This is a genomic window from Alkalibacterium sp., assembly GCF_046484155.1.
In the GTDB taxonomy this organism is placed as follows: domain Bacteria; phylum Bacillota; class Bacilli; order Lactobacillales; family Carnobacteriaceae_A; genus Alkalibacterium.
Genome location: NZ_JAWOBT010000075.1, coordinates 1 through 19,762, shown reverse-complemented (window position 1 = coordinate 19,762; position 19,762 = coordinate 1). Strand labels below are relative to the sequence as shown.

Here is a 19,762-nt window from a genome sequence, read left to right as displayed (position 1 = left end):
AGTTTATCATCAAAGGGATTATCAAAACCTTCTATTTCAAAGGAGTCTTTTACTAATTTATAGAACTCTTCTCTATTATCTTTATACTTTAAAAAAGATTTCGATAGTTCTTCATGAAAATCTATCCATTCAAATGATTTTTTAAAATTTGATACTGAATCTTCTAAATATAAAGCCAACTCCTTGTTAGCTTTAATCTTAGATTGAATATTTGAATTTAATCCGTGGTTTTGCAATTCATCATATGAAAATTCTTTGCCGGATAAAAATTGTATCAATTTTAATCTAATTGCATAACTTTTTTTTGATTTCTCTTTTTTAACGTCATCTAACCAGTAATCATCCTCATTAAGTTTATCCTCGTTAGTGAGATTAGTTTTAACGGCAACTGTAATAGCAATTATGCTTTTAACAGGACTTGATGCATATAAATAAACAGTATCTCCTTTTTGTACCTTCGTATTACCTTTTGTCCAGTCTACAAAACCATTATTGTGAGCAAATGCTCCTTTCACATCAAACACATTATTGGGATTGCTGGGGAAAATCCAATCGGTCAATTGACTCACCTTACTTTCTGTTTTTCTAATATCTCATCATTTATTTTTAGAGATGTGGATTTTTTTATTATTTATTTTTGAAATGCACCTGAGATTACCATTTACGATCTGATAAATTCTTCAAGAAGTCATAAGTGAATAGGCACTCTCAAGGCTCTTATAACATCGGATCTGTTACTTTTCTTATGGCACATAATGTATAGAGTATCCAGGTTGAATATTTTTTGTTCCATTTCTCTTTGATTTGATAGGGATGAGCTAGATTAATTACCTCTTTGTCTTCAAATATGGACATTTTAACTATACCATTTTTATCCTATGTAGATAAAGAACCTATGTCGAAAAATCAACATAGGTTCTTTATTTAGTCTAAAGTATTTTTTGTTTTATATATTGTTTCAAATAATTTTATTATTCAACACTAAAGAAAATCTCTTTAGTGAAACCTTCTGTCCATTTAATAAGATAATTTTCATCTGCCGGGGCAATCGTTGCTTGTCTTCCGCTAGTGCTTCCACCGTCGAATAAGTCAGTGTAACCAAATTCATTATCTATAGTAGCATAATGTCCGTCAGGTGACTCTGCTCCACTTTCAGAAACTGTTGATATCATTGGGAATGGGGTATAAGCAACGTCTTCACTGCCATCAACTAGTGTTGCTTCAATATCAAATATTATCCATTGATAACCTTCCGGTGCTTCTTCGTTGAACTGATTCTCCCCCAATATTATCTCATAAGCTTCATCGCCCGAGATGATGTTGTTAAGAGTTAATTTCAAGACACCTTCTTCTGCATCAAACACATCATCGATGTCGATTATATTAACATCTACTTCAATTGATGCGCCCAAAGGTACAGGGTTACTGCGTTTTCCGATGTCTGTTGTGGGTTCTTCTTCAACTACTTCTTCAATTTCTTCAGCGGGCTCCGTTTCATTATCTTCTGCTGCGACTTCTTCCGTCTCTAATTCTTCCGCAATATCTTCGTCATCATCACCCATAGAACCTAATACACCAAAAATAAAGAATACAATAATGGCAATAAACCACCATTTTTTATAGAATGGTTTGATTTCTTTAGCTTTTACTTCGTTACCTTCTGCATCATAAAACTTTTTTCTTGACATGATATTCCTCCTATACTCTTTTATTCTATTTGTATATATATTAACATTATTAAATGCATAAAACCATTACTTTGTAATCGGTCTCATGAATATTTAGTATCAATAGAACAATAAGGATCTATTTGATGAAAAAAAGCCCTACACATAATACACTTAAGAAACTAAGTGATCATGTATAGGGCTGTTAGTGTTAGTGTTAGTCTAAAATAATAACTTTAAATTCATTTTCTTCATTAGCTTCGCCTTCAATGGCTTGGCCTTCTTCGACAAATGGTAAAGCATCATTTAAGGTAATGTCTGCTTTATAGATACTGCCGTCAATCATGAAGTAGTATATAGTGTTGCCGGAAACAACGGCTTGGGAGATGTTTTCAACCTGGCCATTGATTTGGTTCAATATTTCTTCGTCCACTTCTTCAACCTCGGCTACATCACCATCTGACGTGCTGCCACCGTTTAACTGCGCAATCAATCCGTCTACAGTATCGCTCGTGATGACTTTCTGGTAATCTTGAGCGTCAACCAGTGCATAGGAACGAACGAGTCCGGAATCATCTTTTAGGGATGAAATGTAATACGGATTTTTATTCAAACTGATTAAGAGTGGAAACGTTGATTTAAATCGCATCTGTTGTAATGAACCCTCTGCTGATTGCATTGCTGAAAATTCATCTGCAGAAGTGACCGGATAAAACTCGGCTGCTTTCGTACGCATGTTAACGAGATAGAACCCAATGTTTGAGGCGTCATTATTGATAGATGTCACGCCTGTATAGAGAAAGATATCATCGTTCATCGGAATATAATTGTAACCGTCTGTCGTTTGAGTGACGCCGCGTTTTCCAAACATGGCGTTAAAGAAGCCACCGGTGTATTGTCCTTTATAATTTAATTGCTGCAAAATCAAATCGGATGAATACACGCGGTCGACCCATGACGGTATATTTTCTAAATCATATTCTACTGTTTCGCCTGTGACTGCGTCCAAGACGATCAGACCAGTCGGTTCGAGCTGTTTGAACCAGAAGATATTTTCATAAGTCGTCGCTATATAGTAAGGATGACCTTCGTCATCAACTTCAAAATCCGGATCCGCAAAAATTCTGGTCGGATATTTGAAGCGTAAGTGACGTTTAACATTACGGTTCAAGTATTCTGAATCTGAGTATTTGATGTTTTCATCAAGGTCTTCCACTTCTACTGCGCCTGTAACCATATCGACTTTCAAGTAGTTTGGAATACCTTCGCTGCGGTTATTTAACCAGCGTATGAAACCAGCGTACTGGAGCGGTGTGACACGGTAAGGTTCGTTATCGATATTGATCTGCGTGTAGGTATCGGACGGAACGAATTGAGAAACGAGTTCGCTGATCGAACCGATTCGTCTGTCACCTAAACGTTGAGCCGTGTCTTTATCCATCATTGGAATCGCTGAACCGTCCATGGCTGGGTAGTCTTCTTGAAAGTTTTTTTCTTCGACTTCAATCAATTCAGCATAATCAGTGGCACGGAACATGACGCCGTTAACTAAGTTACCCACTGCAATCCCTATAACAACCAGTACGGGAATAATCAAAGCCCCATATTTCACCTTTTTAGTATAGAAATACTGGCCGTCTATCGTTATTTCGATAGCAACGACCGCGATCGTCAGCATCAAGAGCAGGAATCTAAACTCCTGAGAGTGAATATTGAGCGCCGGTGTATACATGTAAAATACAACTAACGAGACTATAAATAGTGTGAGATATAAAAATAATCGTTTTTTCGATGTTTTCATGGTATCTTCCTTTTCTGTATCACTTAGCTTTTTAAGTCTAATGATTGATTTGGTGATAGCTTATTCGTTTGCTGAAAAACAGTTGAGTGTGAGGACCAATTGTATGATGTAAATGTAAAGAGGAATAATAGCTGCATAGATAAGAATAGTGATGAGCATCAATGGTTTCAGTGACTCCCATTCAAGCACTAAGCGTCCAAGCAGGCCTGATACATGCAACAAGCTGACATATTTCAGTACTTTGAAGGGTTGTTTTCTGTAGAGGCCATACAAAATGACCCCGACAAAAATATAAACCACACCATACAAACCGATCATTGAAAGATCAATGAAATTTAACGGTACAAGCACCATGCCCATTATACCGATATACATGAACGTAACGACTTTAAAGGGTTGGGTGTACGATTTAATAGCTTGATATAACTGATTTAAACCTGTAGTATCTTTGAAGAATAACACGATGCCACTCATAACCAGTGCAAAATAAAAGAGTGTCACACGTCTCGCCCCTTTTCTCCCTTACTTATTTTTCTATTTCAAAAAAATGGTTATCCTCTTCATTGGCCCTTCTTTTTCAATTATACAAAATGTGAACTGTATTCTAGAGAGAAATAACACTGCTCAATTCATTATATGGGTTAGTGAAGCAAACTGCAATGCAAGGTTAGTTTTTCCTCGACGCATAAGTCAGAAACAAGGTCAATAACTAAAGAATGAGGGATTCAAGACTAAATCAAGAAGGTACCGGCTTGAATTTCCAAAAGCCGGTACCTTCTTGATTTTTTTATTCGTCGTTTAGCTAAGTCGTTCATTAATTTGTTCTACTTTCGATGTCATTGTATCTTCATAGCCTGGTCGGATATCACCTTTCAGAACTACTTCGGTACGTATGCCCTGGTCTGCTAAAACCATGACAGCTTCTTTTACCACTTTCATAACATCATCCCATGGTCCTTCGATTTCAGTGAACATGGATGTCGTTTTGTTGGGTAGGTCAGAACCTCTTATCACTTTTATCGCTTCTGCTACGTGTGAAGAAGTTCCTTCTCCTTCGGCAATAGGTACAATGGAAACAGCAACTAATGTATTCATTATTGATCCCTCCTTCTGTTAAGAAATCATCTACTCAATAAAGATGATGACTATCTTTATTGAGTAGATCATAGTTTGAGATTTTCCATATTCAGTATATATCTTGTACTTTTGCTTGTGCAATTAATAGCTTTTGAGAAGCATATTGAAAGCATCAGGTAATCAGCAGTCAACGCGATGGTTTAATAAATCCTATATGAAAAAAAGAAAGCAGAAGGCATTGATGCCTTCTGCTTTCTTTTTGAATTGCTTAATTGAACTGATCAGTAAAGATCGTAAATTTTGTCGAACAAGTCTTTTTCATTTTCTATCTGTGCTTTGTTGCCGATGACGACCACTGAGCCTGCATCAATGACTTTTCGGAAGCCGTCGTGCAAGGATGACAGTTTGTCTGAATCGGTTGCTAGAATTTCTTCTTTCAACTGAACGATGTCTTCTTTGGTGATGTTGCGTTTGAGTCGATTGAATGCTGTAAGTCCTTTGCTCTCTGCCGATTTTGGCTGCTCAAGCGGGCTTAGTGACCCGATGATGTATTTCAAGAGTTCAGATTCTGAAAGTTTCAGCTCTTTAACGTAAGTCGGCATGTTTTTATAAACCTCTAACGTTTTACCGATATTTGGATCCCGGTAGGAACCTAAGGCTAGACTGCCGGTTCGGTTATGCTGGTAAAGGGAACCATAGGCGCCGCCCTTAACGCGGATAGCATTCCACAGGTAATCGAAGCGGAAAGCCGTCGACAAGACTAGAGACGTTCCGGAGTAGTCGAGTGTTCCTGTGGCGTCACTACCAAGTCCGACGTAGTTAACGTCTTGTGCTGTGATGTATGCTTCGTTTTGCTTGGGTCCAGCTGAGTAAGTCACGGTTTCCCCTAAAGGCTCGCTCGGTAAGGATTCAAAGGCAGAAATCAAAACATCTTTGACGGCTTCTTTACGGTCAGCGCCACCCGTATAAAGAACATGTAAACGACGTTTGTTCAAGAGTTTCGTTAACAACTGAGTCAGTCTATCGTTCAATTCGATCGAGTCAGATTTCAATTCGTCGCGCACGGTCTTCAAGTAATTGAACTGATCGATACCATTGACTGATTCACTGAGCTTCGCTGCCGGTTTCACCTGGCTCAAAGCACGATTTGCGACGATAGCGTGTGAACTGAAATTGATTTTTTGCTCGAAATTAGAAAGCAGGCGCTGTGTGATTTTCAAGAGTTCCGCTTTTTTGTCAAACTGGGTATGCAGTATAATCTCTTTCATCAATCCGACCAAGTCTTCTAGTGAGGCGGACAAGGCTTTCCCGCTTAATCTGAAGTAAGGCTTGATGTTTCCTTGTTGGTCTTCGTAAACAGCTACACTACCGTGAATGCCGCCTGTGTGTGTGTCCATTTCCTTTTGCAAGTCTGCTTCATCATATTTCTCTGTGGCCAGCTTGCCGAGCAAGTGACTGAAATACCCTAGGAGCGGATACTCCTCTTCCTTGAAATCTTTAATATCGAAGTACAAGTTGATGTAATCGATCCCTGAAGTGAATTGTTCCGCATGATAGAAAGAAGTGTCTTCGCCAAATGCGCTTTCTTCGATCGGATAGTCCTGTTCGTCCGTGGTCAAGTCTTCACGTGTTAAGGTTGGGATCTTAGCCAGGTCTTCAGGGCTATCGGGTGTTCCCTGACGCTCGATCAACGCCTGTGTTTCTTTGATGATCTTCTGACGTTCCTCATCCGAAATCTTGCCTTTATAGTCTTGCAATTTTTTAAGTGTTTCTATTTCCAGTTTATCGCTTTTCCCTGGTTCAGCTTTTAGGATCACTTGTGTAAACACATTATTATTTAAAAGTTTGCGTTTGATGAGTTCTTCGAAGTAACCTTCGTCCACTTTTTTAGCCAATTCTTCCAGGAAATGGTTGAACTGCAGGTTATCGAACGGATTTTTGTCATATAACCATGTATTCAGTGTTTGAATCGCATAAATGACGCCACGCGGATTGTCTTCTGAAATTGCCGCTTCGCGTGTCTGGAAAGTGATTTTGTTCAAGGCTGCCTGAATCAGGTCTTTGTTGATGCCTTTTTCCACTAATTCAGTGAGGGTATCTTCCACCACTTGTTTGAATTGCGGCATTTTATCGGCACTTGAATACTTAGCCATGATTAAAAAGGCAGTCGGATAACCGATATCAGAGACGTCACTATCAATGTCTCCGCCAATATGGGCGTCGAGTAATGCTTTTTTAAGTGGTGACTGGTTGTTCCCGAATAGTATTTCGTCCAAGACTTCCAAGCCAAAGATATCAAGCGTTTCATCAGGGAGTGCGCCGTGCCAGGCAAGTGCCAGGTAATCTTTACCTGTCGGATCGTCGCCCGCCGTGATCGAATACGTATCAGTATAGACGGATTCTTTAGGTTGAGACGGTTCGATGGATAAGTCGATGGTCTCTTCCTGCTTGCCCATGCCTGTAAAGTACTCTTCCAGTCTGTTGAAGAAATCAGTGATGTTCAAGTCACCGTAAACAATTGTCAGCGAATTGCTTGGGTGGTAATACATTTGGTGAAAAGTAATAAATTCTTCCTGCGTCAGTGTTGGAATGACTTTGGGATCCCCACCGGAATTGTGGCTGTATAAAGTGTTCGGATAAAGCTGAGCCGCTATATGATCGTATACTTGATGTTCGGGTGATGCAGCAGCACCTTTCATCTCATTGTAGACAACACCTTTATAAATCAAATCGTCGTCTTCGTTTTCTAAGTGATAGTGCCAGCCTTCCTGTGCCAATATTTGCGGATCCTGATACAGCTTAGGCTGGAAGACGGCGTCCAAATACACACCCATCAAATGGCCGAAATCTTTTTCGTTAGTGGATGCGACCGGATAAATTGTTTTATCCGAAAACGTCATCGCGTTGACAAAGGTATTGAGTGAGCCTTTGATCAATTCCACGAACGGTTCCTTGGACGGGTATTTTTTAGACCCATTTAAGACGGAATGCTCTAAAATATGCGCGATACCATTGTCGTTATAAGGCGGTGTTTTAAAACCTATCGTAAATGATTTATTCGTATCATCATTAGCTAAGTATAAAACCTGTGCGCCTGTTTCTTCGTGTTCATATAAGTAACCTTCTGACTGAATGTCTGGAAGGTTCTGTGTTTCGATTTTTTTAAAGACCATACGTATCTCCTTCGTTTTCTCATTATTTTTTCATATAGAACCATTGTACATGATATAAGCCCGCTTTGACTAGAAGAAGAGATTGAAAGGGTTCAATCTCTTATCGTCAGTTGAATTTGAGAAGAAACTAGGCCTCGCCTAGTTTCACCATCATTGACTGAGTACTTCAACCGCTGCTCAAGTCATCAGCTTGAGTGATTGACGACTGTTTTAAATTTCGAGACAGACTCAGCGACTCAAATTTTCTCAGTTGGTCATTCGAGGGCTGAAATGACAAACTCGCTGACAACTATTTTCTGAGCTTGTCATTCTAAGGTCGAAATGACGAACTCACAGCTAGAAAACCCCTGAGTCTGTCATTCTAGGCTCGAAATGACGAACTCGCTGACAACTATTTTCTGAGCTTGTCATTCAACGTTCTAAATGACGAACTCGCAGCTAGAAAAAACTTGAGTCTGTCATTCTAGGGTCTAAATGACAAACTGGCTGTTAAATAGTTTATGAGTTTGTCATATCAGTATTAGAATGACGAACTCATTAAAATAATAGTGACGAGTCTGCGTTTTTTCCATTAAAATGTTCAACTCGCGCATCTCTGGATGAGCGAGTTGGTCTTTTTAAAGTCCTTTATTTACTGATTAAGATTAGTAGCAGTATTGTTAAATATTTCATGATGACTCGTGCCCCGGATCAAATTAAATCAGCATCAGCGCGAGCAAGGCATAACACGCAAAGGTGATCAGGACACTGAGCATCGTTCCGATCACGAAGTACTCGGAAAAGTAAGGGTCTTCGGCGATGAGTTTGTAACGCGCGAAGGCCTTGATGGATAATATCGCGACAACGGATAACAGACTCCCGAAGAAGAACGACAGCAAGATAAGCAGGCGTTCCAGATTGCCGATCATGGCCCCTGCCCCTTTGAAGCCCGAATCCTGTTCGGAATGAGCGGCTATCGTCGTGACTGTTTTCGGATCGTATTTGGAACTGATCGCCCGAATAATTAAATTGGTCGGCTTCATCAGCAGCAGTAAGACGAGTGACAACCGCATGAGGACGGCATATGGCGACTGCACAACGAACGCACTTAGCGGCAAGGCAGAACCCTGAATGACAGCCAACGCTTCCAAAGCCAGCTGCAGGACGACCAAGGTGATCCCACTCAATACAATATAGGTGCTTGCCTGTTTCAAGAAGCTACTCCCCTGATGACCTGAGAATTGCCGACCGCTGTTTAAGGCGAGCAGACTGACGAGTAGCGGTATGAAAAGCGCAAGACCCAGGCCGACTAAGACGAATGGCTGAACAGCCATATCGACGAAGGCGTTCAATATGAAGAGCCAAAGCAAATAGATCATCTGATGCATGACAAACTGAACGATGGACCGGTTCTTGTCATAAAACAGGTGCAGCGAATGTTCCGCAGTTAAATTGCTGTTTAAAAAGAGAATGATGGCCCGTTTGAGCTTGTTTTCATAAAAGATGTACCCGACCATTAACCCGAGTGCCATCACCAGCCACTTCATCAAAAAGTTGCTGCCGAAGTCGTTCAGTCCGATTATGACGAACGTGGTGAACACTACCCCCCACAGATAATGAAAGGGTTGGACGGGTACTTTCTGACCGTCTGCTTCACTGTTTTGGGTCGGCTGGAAATAGAAATACCCGATGAGGTGGGCAATGAGACTTTCAATAAGCATGTCAGACCCTCCCCTCTTCGATTTTGTCGGCCAGGAGTTGGCGGGACTGGATGTACTGTTTGATCTGAGTAGAAATGATGCGCTTGCTGATGGTCTGCGCACTGAATGACTTTTTAAGGCCTTCCTGTAAGGCGTCTGTGACCTGCTGGTTATTCACGTCTGCATAAGCGCTGGCTTTCAACACGTAATACACCGTTTCTTTCTGGGTCGAAGTCCATTGATTACGGATCACATTCTGGAGACGGATGATGCTGTTATAGAAAAGGTCATCCGGCTGATCCGCTTTTATTTTTTCGTTGAGCAGGCCGTAATCGTCGTCTTCATGCACCGATTCAATGGCCTCTCTGGCAAACCAGTAAGCGGGTCCGTCGGTGCCGATGCTCACTTCTTTATTCTTGATCGGCGTGGTCAATTCCCCGATGCCGATGCCCCAGCGTAATGATATCTCTTCACCGAGTTGCTGGTGGGTCTTGAGCTGCAGTTCCAGCGTGATCAAATCGATGAGTAAAAAGGCGGTTTTCATATCTTTAACGATTCCCTGGAATTCATCACCCAGGGTAATGGTCAAGTGGGATTCAAGCTGTGCTGAAAATTGCTTGTTCATGACTTCCAATATGTCTGACAGGATCTGTTGCGTCTGTGCGCGTTGTTTCATCTTTTTAGAAGCGATAATATCTGCGATCAAAGCTACTTTTGATTCATTTACCATTTCATTCCACTCCTCTCACTCTGTTCCTTTTAAATATAAACCAAAAAGAGTTGATTTTCAAGTTTCAACCATTTAAAGATGAATTATCAAATTAAACTTTATATAGTTGAAAAAAGACACTGTAGAGTGATCCTACAGTGTCTTCAGGTTATGCTTCGTATGGAACAGTTTCAAGCTCGATGGTGGATGCATTTTGAGTGAGTTTGGCCACCGGACAACGTTTATCGGCTGACTGCACGATATCATTGGCACGGTTTAGATCCAATCCTTCAATTGCCGCAAAGATGTATACCTGGAAATAATAACCCACACCACCGTCTTCACGTCTGAGTTGAACTTTAGCGGTCACTCTGCTTTTATTGTCCAGACCGCGCGCTTTGAGTAATGCCTGTATAGTGGCATTCAGACAAGTCGCGAGAGATAGTCCGAATAATTCTTCAGGATTGGTCCCCGGCTTATCGCTCGTCGGGCTCGATACAGTGACGGAAAGGCCGTTATCCCCTTCCACATAGGCTGTGCCATCTACACCATCGTTGTTATGAACGGTTGCTTCAAACAAATAATCTTCCACGGATTATCCTCGATTCTTAAGCTTTGATTTGTGCGACGTCGATACCATCGATTCTTTCAAGTTCAGGAAGTAACGCTCTTAAAATACGTCCGCCGTAAACAAAGACATCCATCATTGGGCTTACGTCTTCGCCGGTGATACCTAAGTGACGCATGACGATTTCGCCGTCTCCCGAAATAACGAAGCGGTAGTAACCTGAACGCATAGCGTTGATTTCGTTTAGGTCAGAAGTGATTTGTGGCATTTTATTGCGATCAGTCACCTGACCGATTTTATTATAAGTAATTTGGTAGTTCACACGCGGTTGTTCTGAATCATGAATAATGACCCCACATGCGACAGCTTTCTCTTTGCTTACACGTAAAGCTGTTTGGAAAACGATTTGTTTTTGCGTAACGGTTTCACCATCTTTTTTATGGATAGGTGTGTCCAGTTCTTTAGTTTTGAATTGAATCTTTCTGTCTTGTGCTAAGTGACTAAATTTATCTGTGATTACGCTCATAATATAAATCCCCCAATAAGTATAGTATCGTGTCTGTGATTCACACAAAAATAATTATATCATAAAACGCTTACTAAATATAGACTTCTTGGAGGATTATCCATCATTTTTATTTGTCCCATTTATTTTGAAGTGATGATAGGTATCGTTTGTTTACACGGTGATCATGATTCTTTATAGAAGGGTGACTGAGAGGTTTTCCCAATCGTCTATATTAGTTCTTCTGAGAAGTTCGAGCACAAAAAAACACCGTAGTCTAATTAAAGAATACGGTGTTTCAATATTATGACTATTTGATTTTACGGATGCGCTCTGGAATACGAGCAGCTTTACCACGTAATTCGCGTAAGTAGTACAATTTAGCACGACGTACACGTCCTTGACGAGTCACTTCGATTTTTGCAACACGAGGTGAATGTACTGGGAAAGTACGTTCAACACCAACGCCGTAAGAAATTTTACGAACAGTATACATTTCGCTGATTCCTTCACCACGACGGCTGATTACTACGCCTTCAAAAAGCTGAATACGTTCGCGTTCGCCCTCAACAATACGTGCGTGGACAGTAACGCTGTCTCCTGGACGGAAGTCCGGTAAGTCAGAACGTAATTGTTCTTTTGTGATATCTTCGATTAATTTATTCATTTTTACATCTCCTCTCGCGCAACACTCATAAAGAGCATGTCCCAGCGGAATATTGCGAAAATAAAAGTGGTTACCCACTCAATTACTAACTCTACCATACAACGATTTGGGTGTAAAGGTATTTTACTTGTTTTCTTTGAAAATCCCTTTATCGCTGTTACCTGAATCGGTTGACGGACTTGAATTTATTCCGTCTCTTCTGCTTCTCTTTCCCACTCGGCGATAAGCTTTTTATCCTGATCAGATAAAGCGTAAGACGCCAGCATATCCGGTCGTCTGTCAAATGTACGTTTAAGGGATTCCTTATGGCGCCATTCTTCAATCAAGCCGTGATTGCCATTCATCAATACGTCAGGAACCTTCATTCCCTTGTATTCTGCCGGACGCGTATAGTGCGGGTGTTCCAGTAGGCCGCTGGAATGTGAATCGGTTTGGGCTGAAGCGACGTTGCCCAACACTTCTGGCAACAAGCGCACGGTGGCATCGATCATCACCATAGCGGCCAGTTCTCCGCCTGTCAGGACGTAATCGCCCAGAGAAACCTCATCAGTCACTATGGATCGAATCCGTTCGTCATAGCCTTCATAATGGCCACACAGGAACACCAGATGCTCTTCTTTCGAGAATTCTTCAGCCATCGCCTGGTTGAAGGGTTTGCCGGCCGGATCCATTAAGATGACACGTTTTTTCGTTTCGGGCTCCCGTTCGTTGATCGAATCCATGGCATCAAACAACGGTTCGGGTTTGAGTAACATCCCGGCTCCGCCACCGTAAGGCGTATCATCGACCTGGTGGTGTTTGCCTTTGCCGAACTGTCTGAAATTCACGCGGTTGACTTCGACGATATCTTTTTCGATCGCACGCTTGACAATGGAATGACCCAGCGGTCCGTCAAACATTTCGGGAAAGAGCGTGACAACATCTATTTTCATTAGTCTAACCCTTCCATGACGTGCACTTTCACCACTTGGTTTTCAATATCCACGTCCAAGATGACCGACTCGATATATGGCAGCAGCAGATCTTTCTTGTTCGGTCGCTGAACGACCCACACATCATTCGCTCCGGGAGATAAAATTTCTTTTATTTTGCCTATTTCTTCACCGGAATCTTCATCAATAACTGTACTACCAACGACTTCATGAATATAGAATTCGTTCTCAGGCAATTCAAGTAATAAGTCTTCGCCGACTCGCAAGGTTCCGCCGACAAACTTTTCGACATAATTGACATTGTCATAGCCTTCAAAAGTGACCAGATCAAAGTTTTTATGTTTACGGTGTGTACGGACGGTTAATTCTTCACTCTCGCCATCTTTACCAAACCAGCTCAAAGTCGCACCCTGAAAGTAACGTTCCTCAGGATTGGTGGTGCTTGAAATCACGCGCACCTCACCTTTTATTCCGTGTGTATTGACCACTTTACCAATATCATAATATTCCATAACTACTTCCTTCCTTTCCTCAAGGTCGATACAAAAAAAGGATGAACTCAAAGAGCCATCCCCGGTTTCCTGTTCAGTTGATTAATCAACAATCGTTAATCGGACACGCTTAGTACCGTCAAATTGGATACTGTAAACGATGGATCTTATGGCTTTCGCAATGCGTCCACGTTTTCCAATAACACGACCGACATCATCCGAATGAACAGACAACAAATATTCATGAAAGTCATCTGTGTCTTTTAAATCCAATTTAATGTCTTCAGGATGACTTACTAATGGTTCGACAATGGTTCTGATTAAATCTCTCATATCTGTATCAGTCATAATACCATCCTTTTTTTAAATGCCCTCTATAATAGAATGAAGAAAAGACTGGAACAGTCAATACTTAACTATCCATTCTTTTCTTCTCAAGTGACTCATTTAATTCGAACAATTATTTGCTATATTTCTCATCGTGGAATTTTTTCATGATTCCTTTTTGTGATAATAGGTTTTTAACTGTATCTGATGGTTTTGCGCCATCTCTTAACCATTTCATAACGAGTTCTTCGTTGACTTTAACTTCTGCTGGTTTTGATACAGGGTTGTAAGTTCCAACTTGTTCAATGATACGTCCATCACGTGGTGAACGAGAATCAGCAACAACCAAACGGTAAAAAGGATTTCTTTTAGAACCCATACGTTTCATGCGGATTTTTACTGCCATTATACTTGCACCTCCTGTTAATAAGATAATAAGGAATTCTTTTAATTTAAAGACCTTTTTTTCTTGAGTTTAGTTCTCTTTCAAACTCACGAATGTAAGCTTATCATGTAATGAATAGCTCGTCAAGTGTTTTTTCTTTACAGAGCACAATTTCATGTGCGATGACCGAGTCATTCAACTGAATCCCGGAGAGTATTAAGACTGATTCTCTGTTTTTTCTCAGTTAGATCTTTAAAATCGGTGAAGTTATGAATCCAATCAGTCCGCCTTAAATGTGCCTCCATAAAATCTACACACTTTTGTTTTATTATAATAATAAGATAGAACATATAGGGAGGAAAAATAAATGTATCATGATATGTATGGTTTATTTGGAGGAGGATTCGGTTACATGATGTTCGGAGGGTTATTTTTGATTATACTCATTATTATTATTTTGTATCTATTGTTTAGACAAGGCTCGCAGGGGTCACAAGGCAATGGCTACCAGATGAAGAAAAACTCAGCTTTAGATATTCTAGACGAAGAGTACGCTAAAGGAAATATAACAGAAGAAGAATATACGAGAAGAAAGAAAAACTTATCGTCACGTTAAGACATGAATAGGCAAGAAAAGATCGATCCGGCTGAGAGTAACTTCCAGCTGAGTCGATCTTTTTTCTTGTCTGATATCAGTTCTGTCTTATTCCTCTGACCTTTTCATCATACTATATGCTATATCGTTACAGCTATTCGATCATCTGCTATCAGAACAAGCGGACCGTGCAAAGGCTGGCATTGTGATATAGTAAAAGAAAAGGAGTGAGTAAAATGACGATAGAAGATCATGACTTCATTATGAGCCAGATAAAAGGATTTGCCAGAGGCATTGGTGTACTTTTAGAAGTATCTTCTCTTAGAGAACTATTGAAGCTGGAATTTTCTGTGGAAGAAGACTTGTCAGACAGAGAAATCGAATCGATCATTTATACTGCCAGAGTTGAAGACTACATTAACAAACGCATACTGACTCAAGATGAACTGGAAAAAATGCTGGGCCTCCCTCCCGAACGAGTGGATGATTTAATGACTACCACCGAAAAAGCATCTGAGGAAGAACTCGAGCTGCTGAAAAAACTGATCGAAGACGAACACCACTGGATCGAGCCGTACGAAGACTGAAACTAAAAACTATTTAATGGATCGAGTGATTTAGTCGGCTATGTAAGTTCTGATGAAGTCTTTTAGTATAGGATTTCTTAAAAAAAGACTCACAGCTATGATCACTAGAGAATACCTCACTCATTCAGAGCCCTGTCCCCTGTCTGCTTGCAAGTTCGGTAAGTAGCTGTCTGAGTGTGTCTTCTACTTACCGAATCGGAGAATATTCGGTAAGTTCTCGCCTCACCAGTTGTTTAACTTACCGAACTTGGTCCAACTTCGACACTTTGAGCTTTTTCGTGCTTCGCTAATGACCGAACGACCCTCCATTCGGTCATTAGCGAGAGCTTTGACCAGTCTAATGACCGAACCTGGTCCAGCTTCGACACTTTGAGACGAAGCCTCTCGTGCTACTTACCGAATCCCTCTTTATTCGGTAAGTAGCGCAGTGAAACGACCTCCAAAGTACCGAACCAGACTGGAACCATTAAAAAACCACATAAAGGAAAGCAGACGAGAATATTCTCGCCTGCTTTTTTCGCGAATAGGGCTTACTATTGCTTATTATGTAGTTGTAAAACCATCAGGCTGTTCCTGTTTTCTTACTACAGATAAGGAATGATCTTGAAAAAGGGATAACCCTTATTTTTTTGATGTACGCCAGTACTTAAATAATAACCATGAGCAAATTACTTTAAAAAGTAATGGAAATTTGATAAGGTGTTAAGGATATGTTTATTATACATATCTTAATTGAATTAGGAGGAATTTGTAAATGAAATTTATCGTTGTTGGAACATCTCATGCTGGTTATGAAGCAACCGAAACATTGCTGAAGGAACACCCAGACGCTGAGGTACATTTATATGAACGTGGAACTACCGCTTCGTTTTTATCTTGCGGAATCCAAAGTTACTTAGAAGGCGTCAGCGAAAATGCTGATCAACTTCACTATGCGACAGCAGACTCTTTTGAAAAACAAGGGGTAATCGTCCATATGAACAGTGATGTTGTGGGAATCGACCCGACCGGAAAAACTATCACAGTAAAAACTGAAGATGGCGAATCAGATGAAAGTTACGACAAGCTGTTCCTTTCACCCGGAGCTAAGCCGATCGAACTACCGGTTCCAGGAACTGACCTAGAAAATGCTTTCTATGTTCGTGGACGTAACTGGGCTGAAAAAATCAAAGCCCGTATGCCGCATTCGAAAAAAGCTGTTGTCGTTGGTGGCGGTTATATCGGTATTGAAGTTGTGGAAGCTTTTGCAAAAGCTGGCATTGAAGTGACTGTCATCGATCTACTGGATCGCGTACTGAAAACTTATCTGGATAAAGAATTTACAGATGTCCTAGAAGAAGAGATGCGCCAGCAAGGCATCAATGTCCGTACCGGTGAAATGGTCAAAGAGATCGTCGGCGAAAACGGTAAAGTGAAGAAAGTCATCACTAACAAAGGCGAATATGAAGCAGATACGGTCATTCTGTCTGCCGGTATCCGTCCAAACACCAAATGGCTTGAAGGCATTTTGGACTTGGACAAAGACGGCACAGTCGCTGTGAATGAATATATGGAAACATCCGCAAAAGATATCTTTGCTGCCGGAGATGCAGTTAAGATTCCTTTTGCCCCAACAAATGGCAAAAAACTGCTCGCTTTAGCACCAAATGCCCGTCGTCAAGCAGTTATTGCGGCAAAAAATATGGGTGGTAAAAAAATGGAAATGCCTTCGGTTACAGGTACTTCCGGACTGTCTCTCTTCACACACAAATTCGCTTCAACTGGTGTCAAAGACATCGACAGTGACACAGTGGATGCTGAAGTAATCAGCAAGTATGTGGAAGAAAAATTACGTCCGAAATTTATGGGAGATGACGAAACTGTCTTGATGAAAGTTTATTTTGAAAAAGACAGTCAACGTATCGTTGGTGCACAATTGATGTCAACCTATGATATCACTCCTGCTATCAATACTCTTTCTGTTGCTATATCAGCTGGATGGACATTGGAGCAGTTAGCCTTTGCAGACTTCTTCTTCCAGCCAGAATTTAACCGTCCATGGAACTTCCTGAACGTCCTTGCACAGCAAGCAATGGGAGAAACCTACGGCAGCGACAAAATGTTATTCTAAACTATTACCAAGCGTATCATTAAACAGATTTAACAGAACCCACCTCCCTGTGCACTCGCACAGGGAGGTGGGTTTTTATCTTGATCGTTTTACCCTCATTAGTGGGAATCAACAGGTCTAAATAACAGAAAAAGCAGACGGGAGGATTCCCGTCTGCTTTTTCAATATAGCCATATAGCCATTTCTTTATTTCTTACGTCTGATTTTTTTCTTTTTCTTATGCGTATTATTACTTTTCGATGCGCCATTCATGGCCATTTTACCGAGTTTACCTTTGACTCCGCCACCGAGCATTTTATCCAGTCCGCCCATTTTGCCTTTAGACATTTGACCCATCATGTCTTTGGATTGTTTGAACTGTTTGATCAGTCGGTGAACTTCCGCGATATCACGCGCAGACCCTTTGGCGATACGGCGACGTCGTTTTTGTGACAAGAGTTCCGGATTTTCCCGTTCTTCTGTCGTCATGGACATCACAATAGCTTTCATGTGCGCCATATCTTTCGGATCTACTTCCAACTTGTCCACACCAGGCATCTGGTTCATCCCGGGAATCATTTTGATAATGTCCTCAAGCGGCCCCATTTTCTGCATCTGGTCCATTTGTTCGATAAAGTCGTTGAAATCATAACGATTCTCACGCATTTTCGCGGCCATTTCTTCCGCACGGTCTTCATCGACTTCCTGCTGGGCACGTTCGATTAAAGTCAGGATGTCTCCCATACCTAAGATACGGTTAGCCATCCGTTCTGGGTAGAACGGTTCAAAGGCATCGAGCTTCTCGCCGGTACCGGTGAACTTGATCGGTTTGTTGGTAACGGCACGAATAGAAAGTGCTGCACCACCACGTGTGTCCCCGTCTAATTTGGTCAGGATGACACTGGTAATATTTAATTGTTCGTTAAATGAATCAGCCACATTGACTGCGTCCTGCCCTGTCATGGCATCAACGACTAAGAAGATTTCATGCGGCTTCACGGCTGACTTCACATCTTCCAGTTCATTCATCAATTTTTCATCGATGTGTAAACGACCGGCCGTATCAATGATCACGACGTCACAGTTTTGTGCTTTCGCTTCTTCGATCCCTTTTGCAGCGATCTCTACCGGGCTGACTTGATCACCCATGCTGAAGACGGGAATATCAAGGTCACGACCGATTGTCTGGAGCTGATCGATCGCAGCTGGACGGTAAATATCCGCCGCAACCATCATTGGTTTCTTGTTTTCGTGTTTACGTAGATAGTTGGCTAGTTTACCGGCAGTGGTTGTTTTACCTGCCCCTTGTAAACCGGTCATCATATAAACGGTTGGACCCTGGCCAGGAGCGGCGAAAATGATTTTCTCCTGTTCGCTACCCATTAATGCCGTTAATTCATCATTAACGATCTTGACCACTTGCTGTCCGCCGTTCAAACTTCCGAGAACTTCTTCTCCCATTGATTTTTCACGAACAGTTTTCACGAAATCTCTTACAACTTTATAGTTAACGTCAGCTTCGAGTAAAGCAAGTCTTACCTCGCGCATCACGTCTTTGACATCTGCTTCGGTTACCTTCCCTTTTTTACGTAGTCCGGAAAAGGCATCTTGCAGACGACCGGTTAAACCTTCAAATGCCATCGTTGGTTCATTCCTCTCTCAGAGTCTCTAGATTAATTGCCTGGATATATTCAAGCAACTGAGCATCTTCTTTGTAGTGTTCTTGTGCGTACTGGCTTAATTGTTCCACAGCTTCTTGCTTTTTCTCGAAGTCTTCAATGAGATGCAGTTTTTCTTCATAATTAGTTAAGATCGCTTCTGAGCGTTTGATGTTATCGTACACTGCTTGACGGCTCACAGAAAAGGCATCGGCGATTTCTCCCAATGAGTAGTCATCGCCGTAATAAAGCTGCATGTATTCCTGCTGTTTGGAAGTGAGCAGCGGACGGTAAAACGAGAATAATCGATTAAGCCGTAATGTTTTTTCGAGTTCCATTGGATGATCTCCTTTTTAACTGCACAAAGTCTCGTTTCATAAATCAGACAGTCTGTGCGATCAATTCTTTGAATAATCCGGAAGCAAACTTCTCTGTATCGAAGGGGTGCAGGTCGTCCATCGTCTCGCCCAAGCCCACGAATTTCACGGGGATACCGAGTTCTTTCCCGATGGCCAGGACGATCCCACCTTTGGCCGTTCCGTCCATTTTGGTTAAGACGATACCGGTCACATCAGTGGTTTCTTTAAATATCTTGGCCTGGTTCAGGGCGTTTTGTCCAGTGGTTGCATCCAGTACCAGCAGTGTTTCATGCGGGGCATCCGGAATTTCTCTGGAAATGACGCGTTTCATTTTTTGAAGTTCATTCATCAGGTTCTTCTTGTTTTGTAGACGTCCGGCCGTATCGATCAGCAGTAAGTCAGCACCTGACTGTTTCGCCATTTCGATACTGTCATAGACAACGGCTGCGGGATCGCCACCCTGTTTCGTTGAAACGACTTCAGCACCGACACG

At 41.5% G+C, this 19,762-nt stretch carries 19 protein-coding genes and 2 pseudogenes; 3 read left to right on the top strand and 18 right to left on the bottom strand.

Going from position 1 to position 19,762, the window contains the following annotated elements:
* The 15 genes and pseudogenes from R6U02_RS05735 to rpsP all read right to left on the bottom strand — a co-directional run.
* A pseudogene (locus R6U02_RS05735) lies at positions 1-560 on the bottom strand (hypothetical protein); the annotation flags it as partial.
* A 411-nt stretch (positions 561-971) separates the two neighbouring features.
* Positions 972-1,688: a hypothetical protein gene (locus R6U02_RS05730; protein WP_410262675.1), complete on the bottom strand. Its 717-nt coding sequence runs from the start codon at positions 1,686-1,688 to the stop codon at positions 972-974.
* A gap of 196 nt (positions 1,689-1,884) precedes the next feature.
* Complete coding sequence (locus R6U02_RS05725) at positions 1,885-3,468, bottom strand: hypothetical protein (protein WP_410262674.1); 1,584 nt, start codon at positions 3,466-3,468, stop codon at positions 1,885-1,887.
* Positions 3,469-3,528: 60 nt separating this feature from the next.
* Entirely contained in the window at positions 3,529-3,969 is a 441-nt protein-coding gene (locus tag R6U02_RS05720) for a hypothetical protein (RefSeq protein ID WP_410262673.1), read from the bottom strand.
* Positions 3,970-4,266: 297 nt separating this feature from the next.
* Positions 4,267-4,563: an MTH1187 family thiamine-binding protein gene (locus tag R6U02_RS05715; protein ID WP_410262672.1), complete on the bottom strand. Its 297-nt coding sequence runs from the start codon at positions 4,561-4,563 to the stop codon at positions 4,267-4,269.
* A gap of 263 nt (positions 4,564-4,826) precedes the next feature.
* Positions 4,827-7,718: an insulinase family protein gene (locus R6U02_RS05710; RefSeq protein WP_410262671.1), complete on the bottom strand. Its 2,892-nt coding sequence runs from the start codon at positions 7,716-7,718 to the stop codon at positions 4,827-4,829.
* Between the two features lie 695 nt (positions 7,719-8,413).
* Positions 8,414-9,229, bottom strand: coding sequence for a hypothetical protein (locus R6U02_RS05705; RefSeq protein ID WP_410262670.1), 816 nt, complete (start codon positions 9,227-9,229; stop codon positions 8,414-8,416).
* A 190-nt stretch (positions 9,230-9,419) separates the two neighbouring features.
* The gene (locus R6U02_RS05700) at positions 9,420-10,127 is read right to left on the bottom strand and encodes a SatD family protein (protein WP_410262669.1); all 708 of its coding nucleotides are present in this window, start codon (positions 10,125-10,127) and stop codon (positions 9,420-9,422) included.
* Between the two features lie 148 nt (positions 10,128-10,275).
* Positions 10,276-10,698 (bottom strand): OsmC family protein, encoded by a 423-nt coding sequence (locus tag R6U02_RS05695; protein ID WP_410262668.1) that lies wholly within the window; start codon positions 10,696-10,698, stop codon positions 10,276-10,278.
* Positions 10,699-10,714: 16 nt separating this feature from the next.
* Positions 10,715-11,200, bottom strand: coding sequence for a hypothetical protein (locus tag R6U02_RS05690; RefSeq protein WP_410262667.1), 486 nt, complete (start codon positions 11,198-11,200; stop codon positions 10,715-10,717).
* A gap of 289 nt (positions 11,201-11,489) precedes the next feature.
* On the bottom strand, positions 11,490-11,846 hold the full coding sequence (gene rplS, locus R6U02_RS05685; RefSeq protein ID WP_410262666.1) for a 50S ribosomal protein L19: 357 nt from the start codon (positions 11,844-11,846) through the stop codon (positions 11,490-11,492).
* 185 nt (positions 11,847-12,031) lie between these two features.
* Positions 12,032-12,778, bottom strand: a complete 747-nt coding sequence (trmD, locus tag R6U02_RS05680) for a tRNA (guanosine(37)-N1)-methyltransferase TrmD (RefSeq protein WP_410262665.1) — start codon at positions 12,776-12,778, stop codon at positions 12,032-12,034.
* Entirely contained in the window at positions 12,778-13,290 is a 513-nt protein-coding gene (gene rimM / locus R6U02_RS05675; RefSeq protein WP_410262664.1) for a ribosome maturation factor RimM, read from the bottom strand. The genes trmD and rimM overlap by 1 nt, the downstream gene beginning before the upstream one ends.
* Positions 13,291-13,371: 81 nt before the next feature.
* Positions 13,372-13,617, bottom strand: coding sequence for a KH domain-containing protein (locus R6U02_RS05670; protein ID WP_071847163.1), 246 nt, complete (start codon positions 13,615-13,617; stop codon positions 13,372-13,374).
* A 112-nt stretch (positions 13,618-13,729) separates the two neighbouring features.
* A complete protein-coding gene (rpsP, locus tag R6U02_RS05665; RefSeq protein WP_410262663.1) occupies positions 13,730-14,002 on the bottom strand; it encodes a 30S ribosomal protein S16 in 273 nt (90 codons plus the stop codon).
* A 346-nt stretch (positions 14,003-14,348) separates the two neighbouring features.
* Between rpsP and R6U02_RS05660 the strand changes: the two genes are divergently transcribed.
* The 3 genes from R6U02_RS05660 to R6U02_RS05650 all read left to right on the top strand — a co-directional run bounded on the left by R6U02_RS05660 (position 14,349) and on the right by R6U02_RS05650 (position 17,273).
* Positions 14,349-14,597, top strand: coding sequence for an SHOCT domain-containing protein (locus R6U02_RS05660; RefSeq protein WP_410262662.1), 249 nt, complete (start codon positions 14,349-14,351; stop codon positions 14,595-14,597).
* A gap of 215 nt (positions 14,598-14,812) precedes the next feature.
* On the top strand, positions 14,813-15,163 hold the full coding sequence (locus tag R6U02_RS05655; protein ID WP_410262661.1) for a hypothetical protein: 351 nt from the start codon (positions 14,813-14,815) through the stop codon (positions 15,161-15,163).
* Between the two features lie 754 nt (positions 15,164-15,917).
* Positions 15,918-17,273 (top strand): FAD-dependent oxidoreductase, encoded by a 1,356-nt coding sequence (locus tag R6U02_RS05650; RefSeq protein WP_410262660.1) that lies wholly within the window; start codon positions 15,918-15,920, stop codon positions 17,271-17,273.
* Positions 17,274-17,459: 186 nt separating this feature from the next.
* Here R6U02_RS05650 and ffh read toward each other — a convergent pair whose 3' ends face one another.
* The 3 genes and pseudogenes from ffh to R6U02_RS05635 all read right to left on the bottom strand — a co-directional run.
* Positions 17,460-18,893 (bottom strand): signal recognition particle protein, encoded by a 1,434-nt coding sequence (gene ffh / locus R6U02_RS05645; RefSeq protein ID WP_410262659.1) that lies wholly within the window; start codon positions 18,891-18,893, stop codon positions 17,460-17,462.
* Between the two features lie 7 nt (positions 18,894-18,900).
* Positions 18,901-19,248: a putative DNA-binding protein gene (locus tag R6U02_RS05640; RefSeq protein ID WP_410262658.1), complete on the bottom strand. Its 348-nt coding sequence runs from the start codon at positions 19,246-19,248 to the stop codon at positions 18,901-18,903.
* A gap of 43 nt (positions 19,249-19,291) precedes the next feature.
* Positions 19,292-19,762: pseudogene (locus R6U02_RS05635) on the bottom strand (signal recognition particle-docking protein FtsY); the annotation flags it as partial.